The sequence below is a fragment of the Nocardia rhizosphaerihabitans genome (assembly GCF_014646295.1).
Taxonomy (GTDB): Bacteria; Actinomycetota; Actinomycetes; order Mycobacteriales; family Mycobacteriaceae; genus Nocardia; species Nocardia rhizosphaerihabitans.
The window spans coordinates 144,305-167,144 of sequence record NZ_BMNE01000003.1 but is presented as its reverse complement, the minus strand read 5'-3'; the positions used below and the strand labels follow the sequence as shown (position 1 = coordinate 167,144).

The 22,840-nt window shown below is 67.6% G+C and carries 21 protein-coding genes and 2 pseudogenes; 17 read left to right on the top strand and 6 right to left on the bottom strand.

The window, feature by feature from the left end; genetic code table 11:
* Positions 1-31: 31 nt before the first annotated feature.
* Entirely contained in the window at positions 32-397 is a 366-nt protein-coding gene (locus IEY60_RS13545; RefSeq protein ID WP_189027868.1) for a DUF6086 family protein, read from the bottom strand.
* Between the two features lie 579 nt (positions 398-976).
* On the opposite strand from IEY60_RS13545, the gene IEY60_RS13540 reads away from it, so the two are divergent.
* The 4 genes and pseudogenes from IEY60_RS13540 to IEY60_RS13525 all read left to right on the top strand — a co-directional run bounded on the left by IEY60_RS13540 (position 977) and on the right by IEY60_RS13525 (position 5,349).
* Positions 977-1,633 (top strand): 2OG-Fe dioxygenase family protein, encoded by a 657-nt coding sequence (locus IEY60_RS13540; protein ID WP_229739802.1) that lies wholly within the window; start codon positions 977-979, stop codon positions 1,631-1,633.
* Positions 1,634-1,721: 88 nt separating this feature from the next.
* Positions 1,722-3,290, top strand: a complete 1,569-nt coding sequence (locus IEY60_RS13535) for an MFS transporter (protein WP_189027863.1) — start codon at positions 1,722-1,724, stop codon at positions 3,288-3,290.
* Between the two features lie 62 nt (positions 3,291-3,352).
* A complete protein-coding gene (locus IEY60_RS13530; RefSeq protein WP_189027861.1) occupies positions 3,353-3,781 on the top strand; it encodes a hypothetical protein in 429 nt (142 codons plus the stop codon).
* Between the two features lie 319 nt (positions 3,782-4,100).
* Positions 4,101-5,349: pseudogene (locus IEY60_RS13525) on the top strand (IS110 family RNA-guided transposase).
* Between the two features lie 20 nt (positions 5,350-5,369).
* On the opposite strand, the pseudogene IEY60_RS13520 reads toward IEY60_RS13525, so the two are convergent.
* Positions 5,370-5,929: pseudogene (locus tag IEY60_RS13520) on the bottom strand (transposase).
* Between the two features lie 276 nt (positions 5,930-6,205).
* Here IEY60_RS13520 and IEY60_RS36505 point away from each other — a divergent pair.
* Positions 6,206-6,685: a glycosyl hydrolase family 65 domain-containing protein gene (locus IEY60_RS36505; RefSeq protein WP_189027858.1), complete on the top strand. Its 480-nt coding sequence runs from the start codon at positions 6,206-6,208 to the stop codon at positions 6,683-6,685.
* On the opposite strand, the gene IEY60_RS13510 is transcribed toward IEY60_RS36505, so the two are convergent.
* Positions 6,643-8,028, bottom strand: a complete 1,386-nt coding sequence (locus IEY60_RS13510) for an MBL fold metallo-hydrolase (protein WP_189027856.1) — start codon at positions 8,026-8,028, stop codon at positions 6,643-6,645. The two genes, IEY60_RS36505 and IEY60_RS13510, sit on opposite strands and share 43 nt — an antisense overlap.
* Positions 8,029-8,154: 126 nt before the next feature.
* On the opposite strand from IEY60_RS13510, the gene IEY60_RS13505 reads away from it, so the two are divergent.
* The 6 genes from IEY60_RS13505 (at position 8,155) to IEY60_RS13480 (ending at position 12,554) form a co-directional block, all read left to right on the top strand.
* Entirely contained in the window at positions 8,155-8,325 is a 171-nt protein-coding gene (locus IEY60_RS13505) for a DUF8730 family Cys-rich protein (protein ID WP_189027854.1), read from the top strand.
* A 147-nt stretch (positions 8,326-8,472) separates the two neighbouring features.
* Entirely contained in the window at positions 8,473-10,659 is a 2,187-nt protein-coding gene (locus tag IEY60_RS13500; RefSeq protein WP_189027851.1) for an MMPL family transporter, read from the top strand.
* A gap of 86 nt (positions 10,660-10,745) precedes the next feature.
* Positions 10,746-11,015 (top strand): metal-sensitive transcriptional regulator, encoded by a 270-nt coding sequence (locus tag IEY60_RS13495; RefSeq protein WP_189027849.1) that lies wholly within the window; start codon positions 10,746-10,748, stop codon positions 11,013-11,015.
* A 19-nt stretch (positions 11,016-11,034) separates the two neighbouring features.
* A complete protein-coding gene (locus tag IEY60_RS13490) occupies positions 11,035-11,280 on the top strand; it encodes a YgaP family membrane protein (protein ID WP_189027845.1) in 246 nt (81 codons plus the stop codon).
* A 39-nt stretch (positions 11,281-11,319) separates the two neighbouring features.
* The gene (locus IEY60_RS13485; protein ID WP_189027843.1) at positions 11,320-11,724 is read left to right on the top strand and encodes a DUF302 domain-containing protein; all 405 of its coding nucleotides are present in this window, start codon (positions 11,320-11,322) and stop codon (positions 11,722-11,724) included.
* A gap of 56 nt (positions 11,725-11,780) precedes the next feature.
* Positions 11,781-12,554, top strand: a complete 774-nt coding sequence (locus IEY60_RS13480) for a sulfite exporter TauE/SafE family protein (RefSeq protein ID WP_189027841.1) — start codon at positions 11,781-11,783, stop codon at positions 12,552-12,554.
* A 149-nt stretch (positions 12,555-12,703) separates the two neighbouring features.
* Here the strand turns inward: IEY60_RS13480 and IEY60_RS13475 are convergent, their stop codons facing one another.
* A complete protein-coding gene (locus tag IEY60_RS13475) occupies positions 12,704-13,678 on the bottom strand; it encodes a helix-turn-helix transcriptional regulator (RefSeq protein ID WP_229739801.1) in 975 nt (324 codons plus the stop codon).
* An 82-nt stretch (positions 13,679-13,760) separates the two neighbouring features.
* Between IEY60_RS13475 and IEY60_RS13470 the strand changes: the two genes are divergently transcribed.
* The 4 genes from IEY60_RS13470 (at position 13,761) to IEY60_RS13455 (ending at position 17,358) form a co-directional block, all read left to right on the top strand.
* On the top strand, positions 13,761-14,336 hold the full coding sequence (locus IEY60_RS13470; protein ID WP_189027835.1) for a VOC family protein: 576 nt from the start codon (positions 13,761-13,763) through the stop codon (positions 14,334-14,336).
* A gap of 223 nt (positions 14,337-14,559) precedes the next feature.
* A protein-coding gene (locus IEY60_RS13465; protein ID WP_189027832.1) for an IS3 family transposase occupies positions 14,560-15,827 on the top strand; the annotation gives its coding sequence in 2 pieces (ribosomal slippage) (positions 14,560-14,833 and positions 14,833-15,827; 1,269 coding nt in all).
* Between the two features lie 597 nt (positions 15,828-16,424).
* The gene (locus tag IEY60_RS36500) at positions 16,425-16,610 is read left to right on the top strand and encodes a hypothetical protein (protein ID WP_373291725.1); all 186 of its coding nucleotides are present in this window, start codon (positions 16,425-16,427) and stop codon (positions 16,608-16,610) included.
* Positions 16,611-16,806: 196 nt separating this feature from the next.
* Positions 16,807-17,358, top strand: coding sequence for a M56 family metallopeptidase (locus IEY60_RS13455; RefSeq protein WP_189027829.1), 552 nt, complete (start codon positions 16,807-16,809; stop codon positions 17,356-17,358).
* Between the two features lie 495 nt (positions 17,359-17,853).
* On the opposite strand, the gene IEY60_RS13450 is transcribed toward IEY60_RS13455, so the two are convergent.
* Together IEY60_RS13450 and IEY60_RS13445 are read right to left on the bottom strand one after the other, a co-directional pair.
* Positions 17,854-18,819: an NAD(P)H-dependent flavin oxidoreductase gene (locus IEY60_RS13450; protein ID WP_189027827.1), complete on the bottom strand. Its 966-nt coding sequence runs from the start codon at positions 18,817-18,819 to the stop codon at positions 17,854-17,856.
* Positions 18,820-18,860: 41 nt separating this feature from the next.
* Positions 18,861-20,417: a class I adenylate-forming enzyme family protein gene (locus IEY60_RS13445; RefSeq protein WP_189027825.1), complete on the bottom strand. Its 1,557-nt coding sequence runs from the start codon at positions 20,415-20,417 to the stop codon at positions 18,861-18,863.
* 90 nt (positions 20,418-20,507) lie between these two features.
* Here IEY60_RS13445 and IEY60_RS13440 point away from each other — a divergent pair, with 90 nt between their 5' ends.
* Together IEY60_RS13440 and IEY60_RS13435 are read left to right on the top strand one after the other, a co-directional pair.
* Positions 20,508-21,701: a thiolase family protein gene (locus IEY60_RS13440; protein WP_189027822.1), complete on the top strand. Its 1,194-nt coding sequence runs from the start codon at positions 20,508-20,510 to the stop codon at positions 21,699-21,701.
* 53 nt (positions 21,702-21,754) lie between these two features.
* Positions 21,755-22,696: a winged helix-turn-helix transcriptional regulator gene (locus tag IEY60_RS13435; protein ID WP_189027820.1), complete on the top strand. Its 942-nt coding sequence runs from the start codon at positions 21,755-21,757 to the stop codon at positions 22,694-22,696.
* Positions 22,697-22,840 lie beyond the last annotated feature (144 nt).

Sequence of the window (22,840 nt, the reverse complement as noted above, 5' to 3'; positions counted from 1 at the left end):
GCGGTCCGTCCAGATCCGTGAGCGGGTGCCGCTACCGAGGCATCGACTCCTGCATCGCTTCGATAGTGGCTACCAACTGCGCCTCTAGCTCGGATCTCTGTTCGAACGGTGTCCCCGTCCATGCGAGCATCGCGAGGGAGATCGCCAGGAAATTCTCGATCAGGCTGCGGTACACAGGATTCGAAGTCGACGCATAGTCATTCCGCAGCGATTCCGCGAACAACCTGAATTGGCCGAGGTCGACGTCGTATGCGTCGGGGTCGTTGCTTCGCTGGCGTAGACCGGTTGGCATATCGAGATAGGATTCGAGGCTGCTCGCGATCGCGATGAAGAGGCGTCCGGTTCGGGAACTCGGGTTCCAGACGGTATCGCCGTCTATTTCGAAACAGTGGCTCATGCGGCGAACTCCATTCCGCGTCGGCCGAGACCACCGTCCCGCGCCGCAGCACCAGTAGCGCCAGCAATCGCCGGTGCAGCACCCCGCTCGGTGTCACCTCCGCGCCGCCGGGCGCCCACACTCGCAGCGGTCCGAGCACCGCGCAGCGGAAGCGCTCGGACCTGCCTTCGTCACGCACCGGACAAGCCTACGACCGACGGTGCCGGACGCCGAGTTCCCGGGCGAACCCGAACAGCCACGAATCCGTCTGCGGCCGGTCTCCGGTGATCGTGCTTCCGCTCCTCGCGTTGCCGGTCATCAGAATGGCGCGGCACACGGAGAACGCCCTCGGGGCGCGCAGAGTCCGGCCACCGCGCGCCGCCGTCGTGCTCGGTGATCCGACCCGTTTCGCCTGCGGGCACGGGGGTACTCGCCCATCGCACGCCCGGAGGAAGGCAGGCCATCGTGATCAGAATGGCCGGCAGGTCACAGTCGACAGGGGCCGGGATGACAGCGGCCGGGCCATCCGCCGACCGGCCGCCCGCGGACCGTCGGCTGGACGAGGCCCGAGCGGCGCTGGTTTCTGTCGGCGCTCATGTCATGCCCGCTGCCGTCACGGCAGCCTGCCTCGATGTCTCGGGAACGCAGTGGGCGAACTTCGGTCGCCACTGGAACTCGCTGTGCGTGGACAGTTACGCCGCCGAGCGAGGAGCGTGCCGGCTGCGCCGGTACGGAAGGTTCGAGTTCACCGCGCCGACAGGGCCGATGAGACTGCTGCCACAGGAATCATTCGTGCAACCCGACGACAGCAATCCGCTCTACATCGACGTCGACCGCACGTTCGAGCCGTTGACCGATTCCTTCGTGGCCGACCCGATGCTGCGGGCGGTGCTGCGACTGCTCGGGCAGTCGGCGACGGCCCTGGACACCCCGGCATCGTGGCTGGTGAAGGTGCATCCTTTTCGGGGCGTGGCGTCGGCGGACGGGCAGGGACAGCCCACCCCCGAAGGACTGCACCGGGACGGCGTCACCCTGGTGTCATCGCTACTGGTCAGCCGACGCAACGCGACAGGTGGGCAGAGTTCGGTGTTCGATTCAGCCGGACGACCGCTGGTGACCACGACGCTCAGTGAGCCGGGAACGTTGTTGCTGGGCGACGACCGCCGCACCCTCCACAGTGTGTCGCCGATTCGTCCGTCGGACCCGAGCCATCCCGCGTATCGAGATGTGCTGGTGGTGACGTTCGCGCCGGGCTGAACCCGACGGCCGGATCGGCGTGCGTAGTCGACCGGCGGGTTTTCGCGTCATCGGAGAGCCGCAGACAACCAGCGCAGGAGGTGCCGCGATGGCCGAGGTTCGATCGAGAAGCGAGGCGACGCCGCTGCCTCTCATCCTCGCGCTCGCCATCGCCTTCACGGTCACAGTCGTCGACCCCCTGATATTCAGCCTGAATCTGCCGCAGGTCAGCCGCGCACTGGAGGTGCCATCGCAACTGGTCGGGTTGCTCGGCGGAGCGTCGACGCTGGTGATGGCCGCCGCTGTGCTCGCCGCGGGCAATCTCGGGGACGCTTTCGGACTCAAACGCCTGCTGATGCTCGGACTGGTCGTCGTGACGGTGGTCGACCTGGTCTCCATTTTCTCGCCCGGATACGGCTTCCTCCTGGTGATGCGCCTTCTGAACGGTCTGGGGATGACCGCCCTGCTCGGCGTGCCGCTGGCGTTGCTGAAGACATCGGTGTCGTCGAAGAAGCGGCCGGCCGCCATCGGTGTCTTCATGGCGATAGAAATGGTGCTGTGTGGGTCGATCCCCGCGGTGACCGGGTGGGCGGTGGCCGCCGCCGGCTGGCGGGTGCTGTTCGTGGTCGCGCCGCTGCTGTGCCTTTCCTCGCTGTGGCTGACCGCCCGGTACGTGCCCGAGGCACCCGTGCAGCAGCGCGGCCATCTCGACGTGGTCGGTGTCGGCCTGGTCGGCGCGGCCCTGCTGGCACTGGTCGTCGGCCTCGCGGCGGCGCAGAACGGCGTCACCCGGCCGACGACGCTGCTGCCGCTGGCGATCAGCGTGGCAGCGGCGGTCCTTTTCGTACGTCATGAACGTCGGGTCCCCGAACCAGCCCTGGACCTGGCGTTGTTTCGCAGCCGCCCGTTCAGCGTGGCACTCGCGGCAACCCTCACGCTGAACTTCCTCGTCGCCGGGCTCGGCATCGCCCTGGGGCAGTTCGGCAGCGTGGTGCTTTCGCTGTCTCCGGAGTCCATCGGCCTGCTGTACCTGCCCGGGACGTTGCTGATCGCCGGCGCGGTGGTCCTGGCCGGACGTCTGGTCGGCAAATACAGCCCACGACCGGTGATGGTCGTCGGCCTGGCCCTGATGACGATGAGCGGGCTGCTGATGGCGGGTACCGTCAGCCCGACCATGGCGATCTGGCTACTCGTGTCGGCCATCTGGTTGTGCAACCTCGGATCGCTGGTCACCTCAGCCTCGGTGTCGGAGGCGGTCCTCGCCGAAGCGCCCTCGGGGCATTCCGGCGCGGTGGCGTCCGCGCAGTTGGCGTCCGGGATGACCGGCTACGCGTTCGGACCCACCATCTACCTGCTGCTCCTGCACTTCTTCTTCAGGAAGGAGTGGCTCGCCGATGCCGAGGCTCGCGGGCTTACCGCGACCGATGCCGAGCGAACCGTGGACGCGGTCCGTGGCAGCCTGGCCCTCAGCCCGGGCAGCGCCGGATACGACCCGAACCTGATCCGGCACGCCTCCGGCCTGGACCTCGGGGAGGATTTCGCGGACGCGCTGCGGCTCACGATATTGACGGTCAGCGTCCTGCCGCTCGCCGTGGCGGTGGCGGCCCTGCTGTTGATGCCCCGCCGCACACGGGCTCCGCGGTCGGACACGCCGCCACCGTCGACTACCGGCACCTGAGTCCTCAGCGCGCGGGGCCGCTTGGATCGGGGGGCGTGCGCCGATCACCGTCCTCGTTGTCGATGACCAAGACGTGGGGCATCGCCGGCATGTTCGGGAGGTTCCGGGCGGTCATCACCTTCACCGTCTCGGAACGTCAGTACAGACTGATGTCCATGTCGTCTCTGTGCTCCGAAACGCGCCTTGCCGCATACGGTTCCGTCTCTACGTCGCTGGCCCTGCTCAGCGATCACGCGCTGCAGCGGGCCCTGGACGCCGCGGAGCCGCTCGGATCGGGCATCGGGGGGAAGTCGGTGTTGTTGGAGGTCGCCGGGAGGCAGGCGTTCGTCAAGCGGGTTCCGGTGATAGACTTGGAACTGCGGCCGGAGAACGTCCATTCCACGGCCAATCTCTTCGAGCTGCCGATGTTTTGCCACTACGGCATAGGCGGCCCAGCCATGACCACCAACTGGGTGCTCGCGGGCGAGTTCGCCGGCTTCCCGTTGATGTAGGGCAACTTGGTCTCCGCGCGCGGATTCCATGCGATGAGCGGCGTCGGCCGACGGCGAGCCGCCGCGCCCATCGCGGCACACAACAGACCGTGTTTGTGGGCAATGGTTTTGGCGCGTTGCCGAGTTCGTTTGCGGGCCATTCGACCGAACACCTCGAAATTCGCGAGTTCGCAGCTCTCAGAGAGACCGGTGTCGTGCGGGTGCGCTGGGAGCGCGAACAACTCATCGGAGGCCAGCCCATAGAGGCTCGTAAGTAGGGCGTCGCGCGTTCCTGCCTGGGTCTTGTGACCTGCGGAAATAACCGAGACATGGAGGATGGATGAGTCGCTACTGCGGAATCGATTGGGCCGAAGGCGATCACGACATCGCCATCGTCGACCACGACGGCACCCTGGTGTCGAAGAAGCGGATCGCTGACGATCCGGCCGGTTTCACGGCCCTCGCCCAAATGCTCACCGACGCCGGCGACACCGCCGAGGAACCGATCCCCGTTGCCATCGAAGCTCCACGCGGGCTCATGGTTGCCGCGATCCGCGCCACCGGCCGAGCCGTCTACGCGATCAACCCGATGGCCGTCGCCCGCTACCGCGAACGCCACACCATGGCGCGGTCGAAGTCCGATCACGCCGACGCGATGACCCTGGCCAACATCCTGCGTGTCGATGCCCACATGCACCGGCCGATCCCCGCCGATAGTGAACTCGCCCAGGCCATCGCGGTCTTGGCCCGCGCCCAACAGGACGCCGTCTGGCGCCGCACCAAGGCCAGCAACGAGCTGCGCTCGCTACTGCGCGAACACCACCCGATTTTCCTGGCCGCCTTCGCCAGCTCGTCAGCCACCAACCTCGCTAAACCCGAGGTCCGCGCCATCTTGGCCATCGCGCCGACCCCGGCCGCGGCGGCAAAACTGTCCCGGACCCGCGTCGCGGCCGCGCTGCGGCGGGCCGGACGCAAACGCGGTATCGAGGCCCTGGCCGAGGACATCATCGCCAAGCTGCGCCGACCAGGCCTGCGCCAGCCCGAACTGGTCGAGCAGGCCATGGGCCGACAGGCCCTGACGCTGCTCGCGACCCTCGACGCCGCCTGCACAGGCGCCGACGACCTCGAGCAGGCTGCCGCCGACGAATTCCGCAAACACCCCGACCACGCGATCATCACCAGCTTCCCCGGCCTGGCCGACCTCGCCGGCGCCCGCGTCCTGGCCGAGATCGGCGACGACCGCCGACGGTTCGCCGACGCCCGCGCGTTGAAGGCCTACGCCGGATCCGCACCGGTCACCCGCGCGTCCGGGCGCAGCGTCTCGATCACCTTCCGCCGGATCAAGAACGACCGCCTCGCCGCCGCGGGCTGGGTCTGGGGATTCTCCGCTGGCAGCAACCCCGGGCCCGCCCGAGAGCACTACCTACGTCGTCGAGCCCACGGCGACCGCCACTCCGCCGCCCTACGGCACCCTGGTGAACAAGATGCTCGGCCAGCTCTACTACTGCCTCCAGAACCGGCAAGAATTCGACCCCGTCAAGGCCTTCGGCCAACCCATCACATCCACCCCGGAACCCGTCGCGGCTTGACACTTAGAAGCATCGGAGGTCTATGAGGTTCGATTGCTGAGTCGTCGCCAGCAGATCAGTGCGGCGGCGAGGTCGAGAAATCCTTGATGGATGTCGGTGCGCCGTTCCCAACGGGTGGCCAACGCCGGTATTGGTGCAGCAACGCCAGGGTTTGCTCGACGATCCAGCGGCCGGCGGTCGCCTTGTCGCGAGTGCCGCGGCGCGGGGCCCGCACGTGCGAGCCGTCGGGGATGACGCGGCCGAAATCGATCAATCCCGCCCGGTGGCAGTGGGCGAGGATTGCGGTGTGCATGGCCTCGAACACCCCCGCGGTCTGCCAGTCGCGAAGCCTACGCCAGCAGGTCATGCCGGACCCGAACCCCAGTTCCTGGGGTAAGTCCTCCCACCCGATGCCGGTGATCAGCACGAACAAGATCCCTTGCAGGACAAGCCGATCGTTCATCCGTGCCGGTCCCGGCGTCCCGGGCGCCTTGACCGGCAGTAGCGGTTCGATCACTGTCCACAGCTGGTCGTCCACGATCCACGGCGCTGCGACGACGAAACATCCTGCACTACAACAGGACTCGCCGCTACCTGACAGAACCTGTCAGGAGCTCTTACAGCGCACACCTGCACGAATCGAATTGGGAGACACCAAATTCGACGAACTGTCCGCACATTGAGCTGATCTCGGGCGAGGTCGGTGGCAGGTATCGAGCAGTGCGATGGAAGTTCATGGGAGACACGCTGATTGGGTGCTGGATAGGGACGTGGAGTCCCGGTGGAGCGGTACTCACTACAAGCCAGGCTCCACCATGTGGACTTCACGTGATCCCTTATCCCGCCATCCTCGACGTCCCCCGGGAACTGGTGGAGTATGTGCCGAGGTCGCCGGCCGCACAACGACGCACGAGGCACCCACTGCGGCAGCCGGGCGCTGACCTGCTGGAAGCGCTATTCCTGCTGGCGTGTTTCGGCAAACAGGACGACATCGCGGTACTCGGGACAGGCTTCGGCATCAGCCGCGCCACCTCCTACCGGCGAGACCCGCCACGACACGCTGCGGCTTCATCCGGTCCCGCACGCCGAACTCGACAGCACCGAGTTCACGGTCTCCTGTCGGGGGCAACCGATCACCATCACCGTCACCCACAGCCGGGTCACGCTGCGCCTGCACCCCAGCGCCGCGTCACCGATCCGACTGTGTGTCGAGGATGTGGAGCGCACCCTGGGGCCCGGCAGATCTGGGACGTACCATTGCCCTGCGACACCACGGTTCTCGCCAACAGTTGACGACCGCACGCGATGTCGCCGTCAGGCCGGTGTCGTCGCCCGGTGCTCGACCCACGCGTTGTAGCCGCCGACCAGGTCGCTGACCTGCTCGATGCCCAGTGATCGGAGCAGCGACGCGGCGACGCTCGAGCGCCATCCGCCCGCGCAGTGCACCACGATCGGCACCCCGGTGGGCAGCTCGCCGATCCTGGCACGCAACTGCGCCAACGGAATGGGCTTCGCTTCGGGGATGTAGCCGAACTCGCGCTCGCCCGGATTGCGGACGTCGACGAGGGCGACCCGGTCGACGTCGAGCAGCCGCCGTAGTTGCTCGACGGTCGTTCGCGGCGCCGCCCGCACGAGATCCGCCAGCTCGGCGGGAAAGACTCCGTCGTGGTCGACCGTGAAGTATCCGACCGCTTCGTCGGACCCGATGCGGGCCAGTCGTAGCGCGGCGTCCTGCTCCTCGCCGGGATAGGTGATCAGTACTATCCGGTCACCGATTCCGGCCACCATTCCGCCGGTTTCGGCGAAGCGGCCGTCGAAACCGACATTCACCGATCCGCGCAGGTGCCCGGCGGCGAAATCCTCGGGGGTACGGGCATCGAGGATGACTGTGCCGGAGGCCGATTCGTCTCGAACCTGCCGCGCGGTGAACGCCGGGATCGCGCGGTGCGGATCCAGCACCGCGCGGTTGCCCTTGTTGAGGGCGGCGTCGACGTGGAAGTACTCCGGGACAGCCGGCTGACCGTCGGTGATCAGCGCGACGAAGGATTCCTCGCTCATCGGCCGCACCGACGGATTGGTTCTGCGCTGTTCCCCGATCGTCGAGGTCAGCTCCGCGGACAGGTTCTTCCCGCACGACGAGCCCGCACCGTGCGCGGGCATGACGATCACCGAGTCCGGCAGTGCCAGCAGGGTCTCGTGGATCGTCCGGTACATCGCCCGCGCGAGATCGGTGGTGGAGCTGTCACCGAGGTTGACCAGGTCGGGTCGGCCCACATCTCCGATGAAAAGCGAGTCACCGGTCAGCACCGCCGTCGGCCGGGCCGTCGGGTTCTCGCGCACCAGCAGGCTGATCGATTCCCACGTGTGCCCGGGAGTGGACAACACCTCCAACTCGACCTCGCCCAACGACACACGCTCGCCGTGCGTGAGCCGACGGATCGGGTACGCGGTATCGGCCGTCTCGCCGAAACCGATCCACGCCCCGGTGGCGGCGAGCAGCTCGAGATGGCCGGAGACGAAGTCCGCGTGGAAATGCGTGTTGATCACGCCTTCGATCGTCAGCCCGAGTCGCCGTGCGTCGTCGAGATACTCGGTGACATCGCGCCGTGGATCGACGACGACGGCCCGGCCGGTGCTCTCGTCGCCGATCAGGTACGAGGCATGGGACAGGCATTCGAGGTAGTACTGCTCGAGAATCATCACGTTTCCTCCATTCGACGACACGTTCGCACTGCCGCTGTGGACAGCCTTCCACATACCCCCTAGGGTATGCAAGTACCCCCAGGGGTATATTCGATCCGAACCCCTACTCCCCAAGGAGGAGCCATGTGCTACCCCGTCACCTGTTCGACCTGCAAGAAGACCACGTGGGGCGGCTGCGGATCGCACATCGCCAGCGTGATGGATGCGGTGCCCGCATCGCGGCGGTGCACCTGCGAGACACAACCCGACCGCACCGGCAACCGCGGGATCTTCGGCCGCATCCTGGGCCGGTGAGCGCCCGAGCCGGGCGCGCGAGGCACCGCCGGATGGAGTGACAACCGGCGGCACCGCCTGACGCACCACCCGCCCAGCCGATTCCCAACTCCCCCCGGGGCGAATCCCGCCCGAGAATATACCCCCTCCCGTATAAGGAGCGTTGCGTTGAGCAGCAACGCCACCTCCGTTGGCGAGCAGTTGCCGACGACATCGAAGCCCGAGCACGGATCCGCCCCGCCGAGGAATCCGGCCAGGGCGCTGGCCCGCTGGGGAGCGCGGATGGCCACGCACACGAAGTGGGTTTTCGGTGTGTGGCTGATCGCCCTGGTCGCACTCGGCGCCGCGGCGCCGAGTGTGTTCGACTCCCTGGCGGGCGCAGGCTGGCAGGCCGACGGCTCGGAATCGGTGCGCGCCCGCGAGCTGGCACAGCAGCATTTCGGCGGGAACTCCTCAGCCGCGGTGCACGTGGTCGTGCACTCCGACTCCGCACTCGTGTCCGATCCGGCGATGCAGCAGGTCCTCGCCGAGGCGGTCGCCCTGTTCCAGGGCGACGACCGCTTCGGCGAGGTCATCACTCCCCAACCCGGGATGACGATCAGTCCGGACGGCCACACCGGCGTCATGATCGCCGGCGCCGCCGCCGGTACGGACGAGATGGTCAAGGCGGTCGACGACCTCGGGAGCGAGCTGACCGCACTGTCGACCGAGCACATCGAGGTCTACCCCACCGGCGCGTCCGCACTGTGGAGCGAGTTCAACAAAGCCAACCACGACGCCATGATCAAGGCGGAGATGCTGTCCTGGCCCGTGACACTGGCGATCATGGTGCTCGCGTTCGGCTCACTGGTCGCCGCGGGCCTGCCCCTGCTGCTGACTCTCGCGGGCCTGGTGGCCTCCGCGGGCGGCCTGGTGCTGCTCAATTCCGCCACGCCGATCTCGGTGTGGGCGATGAATTTCGCCCTGATGTTCGCCCTGGCGCTCGGCATCGACTACGCCCTCTTCATCGTCGCGAGGTTTCGTGACGCGCTGCGCAAGGCCGCGGATACTCGTGCCGCCGTCGCCGAGACGATGGACACCGCGGGCAAGGCGGTCGTCCTGTCCGGCCTGACCGTGCTGGTGAGCTTGTCCGCGGTGTTGCTCGTCCCCGCACCCGCGGTACGGACCATGGCCGTGGGCATCATGCTTGCCGTCGCGTTCGTCCTCGCCGCCACGCTGACGCTGCTTCCCGCCGCACTGGGCGCCCTCGGCCCGAAGATCAACGCCGGATCGCTGCCCTACGCCACCCGTCAGCAGCACCGCTCGCCCCGGTTCGAATCCTGGGGCAACCTGCTGCACCGGCACCCGTGGCCCTTCGCCATCGGCTCCCTGCTGGTGCTGACGGCATTGGCGATCCCGGTACTCGGCCTGAAGGTGGCCATGCCGTCGATCCAGGTCGTGCCCACCGACGCTTCGGTGCGCCAGGGCTACGAACTGATCCAGGCCCAGATGGGCGAGGGAGCGCCCGGTATGTTCCAGATCATCGCCCCCACGGCCGACGCCGAGGCGACCGCCGCGACCGCGAGGACGACCGAGGGTATCGCCATGGTCACCCCGCCGATGCCCAGCGCGGACGGCTCCGATCACGTGATGCTCCAGGCGATTCCAGCGGTCGACCCGTCGGATGAGGCGATGGGCGCGATCCTCGATCGTTTGCGCGCCGATCTGCCGGCGCAGGCACTGGTCGGCGGCGCTCCCGCGGAGAACCTCGACCTTCAGCAAGCACTCGACGACTACCTGCCGGTGATCATCGGCGTCATCCTCGTGCTCGGTTTCGCACTGTTGCTGGTCGCGCTCCAGGCTCCGCTCATCGCCGTGCTCGGCACCGTGGTGAGCCTGCTCTCGACCGCGGCGGCGTTCGGTGTGGCCAAGCTGATCTTCCAGGACGGCCACGGTGCGAGCCTGCTGGGATTCACCCCGCAGGGCTTCCTCGACGGCTGGGGGCCGGTGTTCTTCTTCGCGATGATCTTCGCCATCGCGATGGACTACACAGTGTTCCTGCTCGCGACAGCGAAGGAGCACTACGAGGAATCGGGCGATCCGAACGTCGCGCATGTCATGGGTCTGGCCCATTCGGGCCGCATCATCGCGGCGGCCGCGGCGGTGATGGTCGCGGTGTTCTTCACCTTCGCACTCGCGGAGCCGTTGCCGCCCAAGGAGATGGGGATCATCCTCGGCGTCGCCGTGCTCCTGGACGCGGTGTTCATCCGCCTGGTCCTGCTGCCGGTCCTGCTGCGCCTGACCGGTCACGCCGCTTGGTGGTCACCCGCCTGGTTGCGCCGCGTGCTACCGAAGGTGACCTTCTCGCACGGCTGAGGCGATCGGGGTATGTGTGGCGCGGGTTACCGCACCACACATACCCCCTAGGGTATAGTTGGGTCAGGTTCGAGAAAGGAATCGCCATGGTCGGAAATGACGAGAGTATCGCGCTGGTACTCAACCGGCTGCGCCGCGCGCACGGGCAGCTCGCCGGGGTGATCTCGATGATCGAGAACGGGCGCGACTGCAAAGATGTCGTCACCCAGCTCGCGGCGGTCTCGCGCGCACTGGACAAGGCGGGATTCAAGATCGTCGCCAGTGGACTGCGCGAATGCCTGGCCGGCGACGCCGCCGAGGGCAAGGAACCCATGAGCGAAGCGGAGCTCGAGAAGCTCTTCCTCGCCCTCGCCTGACGACAAGGTGGCCGGATCCATGGGAGATCTCCCCCACGATCAGGGCTGGACTGTCGAACGAGTGGTGCCGCTCATGGCCGGAGTCGTCGTGCTGGCGAGTGTCGCTTCGGCCCTCGTCTTCACGCCCTGGTGGCTGCTACTCACCGCCTTCGTCGGCGTCAATCTCGTCTTCTATGCCGCCGCGGGCTGGTGCCCAGCGAGCCTGCTCATGGAAAGAGCCGGACTCGCGCGCACCGACTGCCGCGCCCGATCGACCAGCCACTGACCCCACGAAGACCTGGACCAACGAGAACGGGGAGCACGGATGAACCTCGCACTGTCCACCACATTGACGACCTCGTTCGACGACGCCGTCACTCGGACCCGAGCCGCGTTGCAGGAACAAGGTTTCGGAGTGCTGACCGAGATCGACATGCAGGCCACCATGAAGGCCAAACTCGGCGCCGACATGGAGCGGTATCTGATCCTCGGCGCCTGCAATCCGCCGCTCGCGCACCGCGCGGTGGAGGTGAACCGGCAGATCGGATTGCTGCTGCCCTGCAATGTCGTCGTGCGCGAGGACCCGGCCGTGCCGGGCACGGTTCGCATCGAGGCGATGAATCCGCAACTGCTCGTGCAGGTCACCGACGAACCCGCGCTCGCGCCGATCGCCGACGACGCGGGCAGCCGCCTGCAAGCCGCGATCGATGCGCTGACCGCCGAAGACTGACCAGTTCCGAGCCCGAACGATGACGCCGCACTGCCCGAGCCAGGAAGGAGACACCGATGACGATCCTCGTCACCGTGCTCCTGGGTGCTGTCATCGGAATCCTGCTCGGCCTGCTCGGCGGCGGTGGGTCGATCCTCGCCGTGCCCGGGCTCGTCTATGGACTCGGGATCCCGCTCGGGCAGGCGGTTCCGATGTCACTTCTGGTGGTCGGCCTCTCCGCGGTGGTGGGCGCTGTCCCCAAAATGCGCTCCGGCCGGGTCCAGTGGCGGGTCGCGGGCGTGTTCGCCGTGACCGGACTGCCCGCCGCGTTCGCCGGGAGCGCCGCGAACCGCGTCCTTCCGCCGGCGCTGACTCTCGCCGGCTTCGCACTCGTCATGATCGCCGCCGGAGCCCGGATGCTCGCGAGTGAGGACAGCATCGGTACCGCGTGCCGGGTGGACGAATCGACCGTCAACTGGCGTCGATGCACCTCGCGTGCCGTTCCGGTCGGCCTCGGCGTCGGTTTCCTGACCGGGCTGTTCGGGGTCGGTGGCGGTTTCCTCATCGTCCCCGGCCTCGTTCTGCTGCTCGGCATCGAGATGCCGGTGGCCATCGGTACATCCCTGGTGATCGTCACCGCCAACTCGGCCTCGGGACTCCTCGCCTATCTGGGCGATCTCAGCCTCGACTGGCGAGTCGCGGCGGCCTTCGCCGCGACGGCCATCGGCGGATCGCTCGTCGCGGGCCGCTACGGACAACGAGTTGACGTCGCGCGGCTGCAGCGATGGTTCGCCTACTTGATCTTCACGGTGGCGGCCTTCGTACTCGTCGACGTGATCTTCGTGCGCTGACGGCCGCGGTATCCTCCGTGGCTCTCACCTGGAGGTGAGCAATGATCGCAGTAGGTCAACCGGTCACATTCGAACAATGGCTGTAACCCAGCTTGTGCATGGGCGGTCACTGCTGGACGCCGCCTACGACCCAGAAGCATGACGTTTGTTCAGCGACTGGGCGTGGATGCGGGTGTGGCGAGGAGGAGCCTGGATCCCCAGTCCTTCACGAAGTCGATGGCTTCGGGTGGTCCGTGCACGATGAACGGCGCGCCGATCGAGACGAGGCAGAAGGTTGCCCAGTCCAGGGACTCGGCGGCGATATGGACCTCGCACGATCCGGGGTCGATGGCGGCGACGGTGCCATAGTGGACGACTTCGGCTCTGACGCGTTCAGCGGAGGCTTGGATGGTGGCGTGGACCCGGTACCTCGACGGCATCGACCCGATCCGGTCGCGGACGTACTCCACCGGATCGCCGCCGGGCAAGCGGCGCGGTGCGAATTGCGCGCCGGTGCGGCGTGGTTGCGTGATCCGGTCGATTCGGTACGTGCGCCAGTCGGTGCGATCGAGATCCCAGGCCACCAGGTAGAGGCGGCTTTCGACATTGACGATCTGATGCGGTTGGGTGGTGCGCTGCGAAGTGGCCGCGTCGTTGCCGCGGTAGGAGAACGAGACGGTATCGGCGTCCCGGCAGGCCAGCGCGAGGGTGGTCAACGCAGTGACATCGTCGATCCCGGCTCGGTGGTATCCCTCACCGGCGGGGGTCGCGACGGTCCGCAGACTGTCGATCCGGCGGCGGATACGAGTGGGCAGGACCTGGACGATTTTGGCCATGGCGCTCATCGCGGCTTCCGCGGAGGCGGGATGGACGCCGGTGGCGATCTCCTTCAGCCCCAGCACCGTCGCGGCGGCTTCCTCCTCCCCCAGCACCAGTGGCGGCAGGCAGGCACCCGCGCTGAGCTGGTAGCCGCCGCCGGTTCCGCGCGTCGTGACGATCGGATAGCCGATTTCCTGGAGACCGAGTACATCGCGCCGGACGGTCCGCTCGCTGACATCGAGCCGGCGCGCGAGATCGGCACCGGACCAGTGGCGACGGCTTTGCAGCAGACCGAGGAGCGCGAGGGTGCGAGTGCTGGTGGACACACCCCCGAGGTTAGGCGCACTTGTGGCCATATCCTGTCCGCAACTGCGATGAACCTGGAGGTACCAACCGAAAGGAGACAGTATGTCCACCACTCCCGTAGTTCCTCCGGCGCCGGCCGGATCCGCAACGGTCGACCCCTTCATCTTGACCGACGACGCGGCAGGTCTGCTCGACTTCCTGGTCGATGTGTTCGGGGCGATCGAGGTCCCCGAAGCGCGGACCACAGATACCGACGGCCTGATTCTGCATTCCGAACTGCGGATAGGCGATTCGACGCTGATGATCGCCGACCGCAAACCGGGCTGGCCGTATACGCCGGCCTTCGTTCGCGTCTACGTCGACGATCCAGCCGCCACGCTCAAACGAGCCGCCGCGCGTGGTGCGCGGATCGTCACCGAGCCGACGGACTTCTGGGGCGACGTACTGTCGCGCTTCGCCGACCCGTTCGGCCACCTGTGGTGGGTGTACAAGCACAATCCGGATAACGCGTCGTGGGATGAAGGATCGGCGGACGGAACCGGCGAAGGCGACTGGGGGCAGGCCGATTCCGACGCGGGCGAGCAGTCCTGGGAATCGTTCGCGACACCGGAATTGACCGCCGTTCATTCCTCGCTCATGGAAGCGATGGCGTCGCTGAAGGATCCGCGCACCCGCTGACCCCGTCGACTATGCCCTGCGGCCGCGCACGCGCCGCAGGGCATTCGGCCTTTCGGGGCAAGGACTTTCGGGCCGCCTCAGCTTGTGGCCGAATTTCGTCCACAACAAAGGTTTTGATCGCCTTGTACCCCATCGAGAGGCAGGACGTGTGAATCGCACCGGTGAGTCCGGAGTCGCCCCGGGTTTGGTGCCCGCCTTCTTTCTTGGGAAGGATGGGCAGATCATGCCTGCCAAGTACGATGAAGCGACCAAGGCCAAGGCTGTCCGGCTGGTCGTCGAGCACCGCGACGACTACGACAGCGAGTGGGCCGCGATCACCGCGGTCGCGTCCCGGCTCGGAATGACCGCCGAAACCCTGCGGAAATGGATCCGCCAAGCCGCGATCGACACCGGAGCTATCGAGGGTGTCTCGACGGAGTCGGCGAAGGTGATCCGGGAGCAGAAACGCAAGATCGCCGAGCTGGAACAGACGATCGAAATCCTCAAGGCAGCAACAACTTTCTTCGCGCGGGAAAGCGACCTGCGACACCGATAATCTGTGCGTTCATCGCCGAGCATCGCGCTCGGTTCGGGGTCGCTTCGATCTGCCGTGCACTGACCGCGCACGGCGTCAAGATCGCCCCGAGAACCTTCCATGCCTGGGCGCGGCGAGCACCGTCGAAACGGGCGCTGTGGGACACCACGGTCACCGAGATCCTGTCCGGGTTCTACGAGCCGGACTCCGACGGCCGACGGGCACCGGAGTCGCTCTACGGTGCCGAAAAGATGTGGGCCCACCTGCAACGCCAGGGCATCACGGTGGCCCGCTGCACCGTCGAACGGCTGATGCGCGAACAAGGCTGGCGTGGTGTCACTCGCCGCAAAAAGGTCCGCACGACCGAGCCGGACCTGGCCGCGTCGCGGGCACCGGACCTGGTCGACCGGCGGTTCCGGGTTCCAGCACCGAACATGCTGCTGGTCGCGGACTTCACCTACGTTCGCCTGGTCACAGGTGTGTTCGTCTACACAGCGTTCGTGGTCGACGCCTACGCCGGCCGGATCCTGGGCTGGGAATGCTCGACCAGCAAAACCACCGTGTTCGTCGAGGCCGCGATCCGCCAGGCGGCCGCGATCCGCGACCGTGAAGGACACCCGCTGACCGGCAACACCATCCACCATTCCGACGCCGGGTCGCAATACACATCTTGGCGGCTGGGGGAAACATTGCTGCTGTCGGGAATGGTCCCATCGATCGGATCGGTCGGCGACGCATACGATAATGCCTTGGCGGAGACCACAATTGGTCTCTACAAGACCGAAGCGGTCCGTGATGACTCACCGTTCCGGCGCGGCCCGTTACACCGACTGGCCGACGTCGAACTCCTCACCGCGGATTGGGTCGACTGGTTCAACCGGTCCCGGCTGATGCATCGCCTCGGCCGCAAACCACCGGTCGAGTTCGAAGTCGACTACTATGCCAGCCTGACCCAGCACCCCGCCGGAGTCAGATAACCGGGTGCGCATCAAACCCGGGGCGACTCGCCTCGAGTGTGCCTCCTGCGGGTCTCCCGCCGACACCCATGACGTCTTCGCCGAAATGGGCCCGAGCGGCGGATGGGCGCGTAGCGTCCCCGCAGCCTCGAACCGGCGTCGTTCGAGTGGTGTCGATGATCTCGTGGGGCCAGCGATGGTTTCGCGCCCCCGAAGGGACGCGATCACGTTCACACACGTCGGGTGTGGTGACAGGTTCTCACCACGCTTCTCCTGCAACGAGTGCGGAGTCGAACTCGGATCGTCCACCGTGACGGTTGAGTCGCGATCCAGCTGAGAAGATACGTCACGATTCGTTCCAGCACTTCGGCGGATTCGAACAGCAGAAACGGCGAAGGCAGTATCTTATGCGGAGCGGCGAGATGGGACGAGCGATGGTGAAAGGCCTGGGTGCGCTGGAGAACCAGGTGATGACGGTGCTGTGGGAGGTTCCGGACGCGCTGTCGGTGCACGATCTCGTCGATCGCGTAAGCCGGGAGCAACGAACTCCCGCCTACACCCACCATCCTGACGGTCGTGACGCATCTCTGGTAAAAGGGCTGGGTTCAGCGGGAGAAGATCGGCCGACGGTACCGCTATCGCCCCAGCCGCTCCCGCGCCGAAGCGACCACCGATTTGCTGCGTGAGATTTTCGACGCGAGCCCGGATGCACCCGGCGCGTTGTTGCATCTGGCGCGCACCGCGAGCGCGCAGGAGGTCCAGGCGTTGCGGCAGGGCTTGTCCGCTGGCGAGGACGGATCGTGATCCTGCTCATCGCCCTGCTGGCCGCTGGCGCGATCCTGGCCCTGGGCACACCCGCAGTCCTCCGGCGCATCGACTTCGGCGGCGCGCCAGTCGTGGGTATCGTGGCCTGGATGGGCGCGGTGTCGGCGACGATCGCGGTCGGTGTGCTGGCATTGGCGGCGTGGCGTGGCCGGGAGACCCACCTGGCAACTCATTGGTGGGTGCGGTCGCACAGAGCCTCGCCGAGATCGAGCTCACGATCGTCACCTGGACAGCGGACCTGATCTTGCCGGCCGCCATAGCCGGATTGATCTTGCCTGTGGGACTCGTCGCCCGTGTCGCCGTCGTCCACGTGCGAAAATGGTCGGCTCATCGTCGGCGGCACACCGCACTCCTCGCATTGCTTAGCCGCGTCGATCCAGCCAGCACCGGCCTGGTATGGCTCGATCACCCGGTGCCGTTGGCATACAGCGTCTCAGGACGCGGCGGGTATGTCGTGGTCACCGATGGTCCGGCCCGCTGCCTGACCGAGGCACAGTGGCGTGCGGTGCTGGCGCACGAGCACGCGCATCTGCGCGCCCGCCACCATCACATCCTCGGTGTGTGCCAGGTGCTCGTCGGCGCCTTCCCCTGGATTCCGCTATTTGCCGCCGCGCCGTCGGCGTTGACGACCCTGGTCGAGCTCGCAGCGGATCGCGCTGCCGCGATCCGCACCGATCCACACTCACTGGGTTCGGCGCTGCGCACCGTTGAGAACCGTTGTGCCTGACGTCGGAGGGCCTTCTGTCACCGCGCCTGGTGATGGAAGGCCACTGGCAGAGTAGTGGACGGTGTCGGCAGCGTCGCCGAGCAACACGACGTCGCCCGCATGCGATCGAGGGCAGGTTACCGCGCGCAACCGCACATCGTGGGCGCGGTTGCCAATGACGCGATGGCCCTGCACAGTTCCACTGAACACCTTCTCCAGGTGTGCCAGCGACTCATCGTCGGAACCTGATTACGAGAGGACAGCATCGGGGTAGAAAATCGCTGCCGCTCAACGAATTCGGAAAGAATTCGCTTGTCGTGTGCGCGAGGCGGAGCTGTCCCGACCGACGTTGACGCACCGGCGTGATCAAGATCAGGACTGACGGATCATCCGGGAAGGTGAACTCCTTCCGCGATCCGCGCGCCTTGATCATTGCTCTTCGACGACGCCGTCCGACCTGACTTGCTCGCTGAAGCCGCCTGCTTGTTCGGCCTCAGCGCAACGCGCCGTCGACCCTCATCGCGCGACGGCAGCGATGATCCGGCTCGACCGTCGCAGCGCTGCGACGTACTCCGTCTCGATCCGATCGACGATGGCGTGCACCGGTTCGATGACGCGGATGGGCTGCAGCCCCTGGCCTGCCGCCCAAACGTCCTTCCATCGCTTCATCGACTCGGTGCCCGCGGTGTAGTTCTTCTCGCCCGTCTGCGGGGTCAGGTTGTCGGGGTCCAGGCCGCAGGCGAGGAGGCTGGGTTTGAGCCAGGAGGCGGGGGTGCCGGTGATGGCGGAACTGATCACGAGGTCGTCGGGTCCGTGGTCGACGACCATCTGCTTGTACCCGTCGACGGCCATACTCTCCGCCGCCGCCAGGAACCGAGTACCCATGTAGACCAGGTCAGCGCCCGCGGTGATCGCGCCCGCGACACCGTGACCGTCGCTGATGCCGCCGCCGATGATGATCATCCCGTCGAAGAATTCACGCACGGCGGAGGTGAACGCGAAGGGTGACAGGTGGCCGGTGTGGCCACCCGCGCCCGCCGACACGCAGGCCATACCGTCGACGCCCGCGGCAGCGGCCTTGTGCGCGAGGCGCAGGTTGACCACGTCGGCGATGACCGCGCCGCCGTATCCCTTGACGATGTCCATCACGGGCTTCGGGGATCCGAGGGCGGTGATGACGATCTGCGGCTGGTATTCGGCGATGAGGCGCAGGTCGTCCGCAAGGCGGGCATTGCTGCTGTGCGTGATCACATTCGCCGCCCACGGGGCCACCCGGCCCTCGGTGGCCGCTGCCGCGCGGAGCGCATCGGTGATCGTTCCCATCCAGGTGTCGAGGTCGGCCGCCGTGCGGCAGTTCTGCGTCGGGAACGATCCGACGACGCCCGCGGTGCACGCCGCGGTGACCAGCTCCGGACCGGACACCAGGAACATCGGCGCCGCGACGACCGGCAGGCGCAGGGTGGACAGGGACGAGTCGGTCATGGTGTTTCCTCTGTCGGGGAGCGGTAAGTGCTTGGGCGAGTTCATGATGCGGCGCGGACGAGGGCGTCGAGCAGCGTTGCCGCCGCTGCCCGATCGACCTTCCCCAGCGCGGTCAGTGGCAGCCGGTCGACGCGGTGCGCGGCCTTGGGGCGTTTGTAGTCGGGCAGCCGGGTCCGGCTCTCCGCCAGCACGACGTCGCCTTCGACACGCGCGCCGGCCGCCGAGGTGTACGCGGCGACGATGCGTTGCCCCCACACCTCGTCGGGCAGCCCGACGACAACGACGTCGTCGACTCCGGGGATCGCGGAGATCGCCTCCTCGACCTCGCGGGGATAGACGTTGTACCCGCCCGTGATGATCATGTCCTTGCTGCGGCCGGTCAGGTGGATGTAGCCGTCCGGGTCCCGGTAGCCGAGGTCGCCGGAGTACAGGTGTCCGTCGACGTGGCTCTTACCCAGATCCGTTCGCGTGCCCGCGTTGTGATAGCCGGGGCTGACAGCGGGTCCGGCGACGACGAGCTCGCCGATCTCGCCGTCGGGGACCGGGTCGTCGTGGGTACCGAACACGATGGCCGCGGCCGGGCAGGCGCGCCCCACCGACCCGAGCAGTCCGGCGTTGTCGATCACGCCGCGGCGATGGTCCGCCGCGGTCAGCACCGTCAGGGGCGGGATCGCCTCGACCATTCCGTAGTACTGAACGAGATTCGGTGTGATGCGGCGATACGCCTGCCGGATGTGTTCGACCGGCATCGGAGCGCCCGCGTAGGCGAGCATGCGCAGGCGTCGCAGCACCGACAGCCGGTCGTCGTCGAATTCGAGCAACCGGGCGATCACCGTTGGTACCAGGGCGGTATGGGTCGCGGCGTGTACCCCGACGGCATCGATGAGACCCGCCGGGCCGACGTGATCGAGGAGTACCTGGCGGCCGCCCGCCTCGAGGACCGGCAACACGAACAGCCCGCTGGTGTGAATGACGGGGCCCGCGTGCAGGAACACCGCGGGGTCGGCTCCGTCGAGGGTGCCGGCGAGCACCTGGTCGCGCATCGCGGCGAGCGATGCCAGCCGGTTCGCGTGCGTCCGCTCGGCGCCCTTCGGGATGCCGGTGGTCCCGGACGAATAGTGCAGCGCGCACAGCGAATCCGGCTCCGGCGTCGGCAACCCGGCGTAGTCGGCGGCAACGGTCGCCAGCTCGTCGAGCGAAGGTCCGGCCGACGCGGTCGGGTCGACGGCGATCACGGTCGATGTCGTCCGCGCGGCGAACTCGGCCGCCCCGGCGATCCGGGTGTCGACGATCAGGGCGTCCGGCGCGCAGTCCCTGACGACACGTTCCCACTCCGCCGGGCCCACCCGCGGGTTCAGCGACGCCCGGACGAAGCCGCCGATCGCCAGCGCGAGGTCGACTTCGACGGCCGCCACGGAGTTGCCGAGCAGGACGACGACCCGGCTGCCCACCGCGATGCCGAGGTCACGCAGGCCCCCCGCCAGCGCGTGTGCCCGGTCGGACAGTTCGGTGAACGACCGAGTCCCGTGGCTGTCCTCGATCGCGGTCGCGGGTCCGTACCGATCGGCCGCGGTACGGACCACATCGGCTATCGACATGAGGCTCCTTCCATTCGCTACAGTTATTGAAGTAGACAACGGCCGGCGAATTTCCGCAAGGGGCCGTGCCGATCACCCAGGAGGAGTCCCATGACCGAACGCCATTCCCTCGCCGACCGACGCGCATCGTGGGTGATCGACGCGGTCCGGACGCCGTTCGGCGCGGTCCGCGGCGCGCTCTCCCACGTCCGGGCCGACGATCTGGCCGCGCTGCCGATCGCCGACCTGGTCCGCAGGCATCCGACCCTCGATCCCGGCCGAATCGACGACGTCGTCTGGGGAAACGCCAACGGCGCGGGCGAGGACAACCGCAATGTCGCGCGGATGGCGGTGCTGCTCGCGGGGCTCCCGCACACGATCCCGGGCGTGTCGGTCAACCGGCTGTGCGGCTCCGGCGCCGAGGCGGTGTTGTCCGCGGTCAGGCGGGTCGCCGTCGGTGACGCCGAGATCGTGATCGCGGGCGGCTCGGAGAGCATGAGCCGCGCGCCGTACGTGCTCCCGCCGGTGGACTCCGCATTTCCACGGCGGATGGAACTGATCCCCACCACCGTCGGGTGGCGCATGCCCAACCCGCGTTTCCCCGCGGCCTGGATCGAGACGCTCGGCAGGTCGGCGGAATTGGTGGCGGAGCAGCTGGGCGTCGGGCGCGCCGAGCAGGACGAATGGGCGCTGCGGTCCCATGAGCTGGCGGGTCGGGCGTGGGCGGGCGGCGTGCACGACGGCTTCGTCACGCCACACCCCGACCTCGACCGCGACGAACCGATCCGGGTGACCGACGCGGTGACCCTGGCCGCGCTGCGTCCGGCCTTCTCGCGCGACGGCAGCGTCACCGCCGGGAATTCGTCGCCGATCAGCGACGGAGCGGTCGCGGCGCTGATCGGCACCGGAGCCGTCGCCGACGAGCTCGGTGTGGAACCGCTCGGCCGGGTGCTGAGCTCGGCGGTGGTCGGCGCCGAACCCGACAAGTTCGCGCTCGCACCGGTGGCCGCCATCGCGAAAGCACTGGACCGCGCGGGGCTCGAGCTCGCCGATGTCCGGGTGCTCGAGCTCAACGAGGCGTTCGCCGCGATGGTCCTGTCGTGCCTGCGGGAACTCCCCGGCATCGCGGTCGATCGGGTCAATCCCTTCGGCGGCGCCATCGCCCTCGGCCATCCGCTCGGCGCGTCGGCGGCCAGGATGGTGGTCGATTGCCTGCGCCACCTGCGTCGGCTCGGCGGCGGCGTCGGCGTGGCGTCGGCCTGCATCGGTGTGGGGCAGGGCATCGCTATTGTGTTGGAGGCCTGAGCGAACGATGCGCGGGAGACGATCGTCGCGGGCGGGACCGGGAGGTGGATGAGGTGACCGAATCCGGGACCACCGCTCCGCAGAGCCCGGTCGCCCAGACGATCGACCTGCTCGGCGACCGGTTGACCCTGGCCATCCTGCGCGAGGCCTTCGTCGATCACGCGCGCCGCTTCAGTCAGTGGATCGACCACACCGGCGCCCCGCCCGCCATGCTGACCGCACGCCTGAACGCGCTGGTCGAGGCGGGTCTGATGGAGCGCAGGCCGCAGCCGAATGGCGGCGACCGCCACGACTACCTGCTGACCGAACTCGGCATGGCGACGTGGGAGATACTGGCCAGCGTCTGGGCGTGGCAGCGGGAGTGGTCCCCCGAAGGGCTACTGCAACCCGAGCTGGTGCACATCGACTGCGGCCATCGGGGGCCACCGGCGATGATGTGCGGGCACTGCGGCCGCACCGTCGGCACCCGGGATGCCCAGCTCGAACTGGACCGGGAATCGCTGGTCCTGGTGGCGCGCAGCGGGCGACGGCGATCGACCCGCAATGCCCCGTCCGTGAGCCGCGCCGACCTGCAGTTCACCGAGGTCATGGAGGCGATCGGCGACCGCTGGAGCGCCATGGTCACCGGCTTGGCGCTGTCCGGGGTGCGCCGCTTCGGGGAATTCCAGTCCATCCTGAGCATCTCGCCGACAACCCTCACCGAACGGCTGGGACGGCTGTCCGAGATGCAGATTCTCGCCCGGAGCGAACGCGGTAACGGGCGCGAGTACGTGCTGACCCCGCGCGGACGGGGACTGTTCCCGATCTTCGCTTTCCTGCTGTCGTGGACGGAGCTCGCGCATCCCGACGCACTCCCGCTCGGCCCGAAACTCCGCCACCCCGAGTGTGGTTCGTGGCTGCTGCCCGCGCTGCGCTGCCGTGGCTGTGAGGTCGCGGTGGAACGCACCTCCGTGCGCTTCGAACCTTTCCCGTTCGGCGCTCAGTTCCCGCGCTAGCCGGCACGCTCTCTCCCTCGCGGGCGGTCCGGCCGCCGTCGACCGTTGACAATTCCTGCTGTGTCCTGCTTCACTTCAATAACAGTAGTTGATTCGGCTGAAGCGGACACCTACCTCCGCGCTCCCGATCACTGACTGATCTCG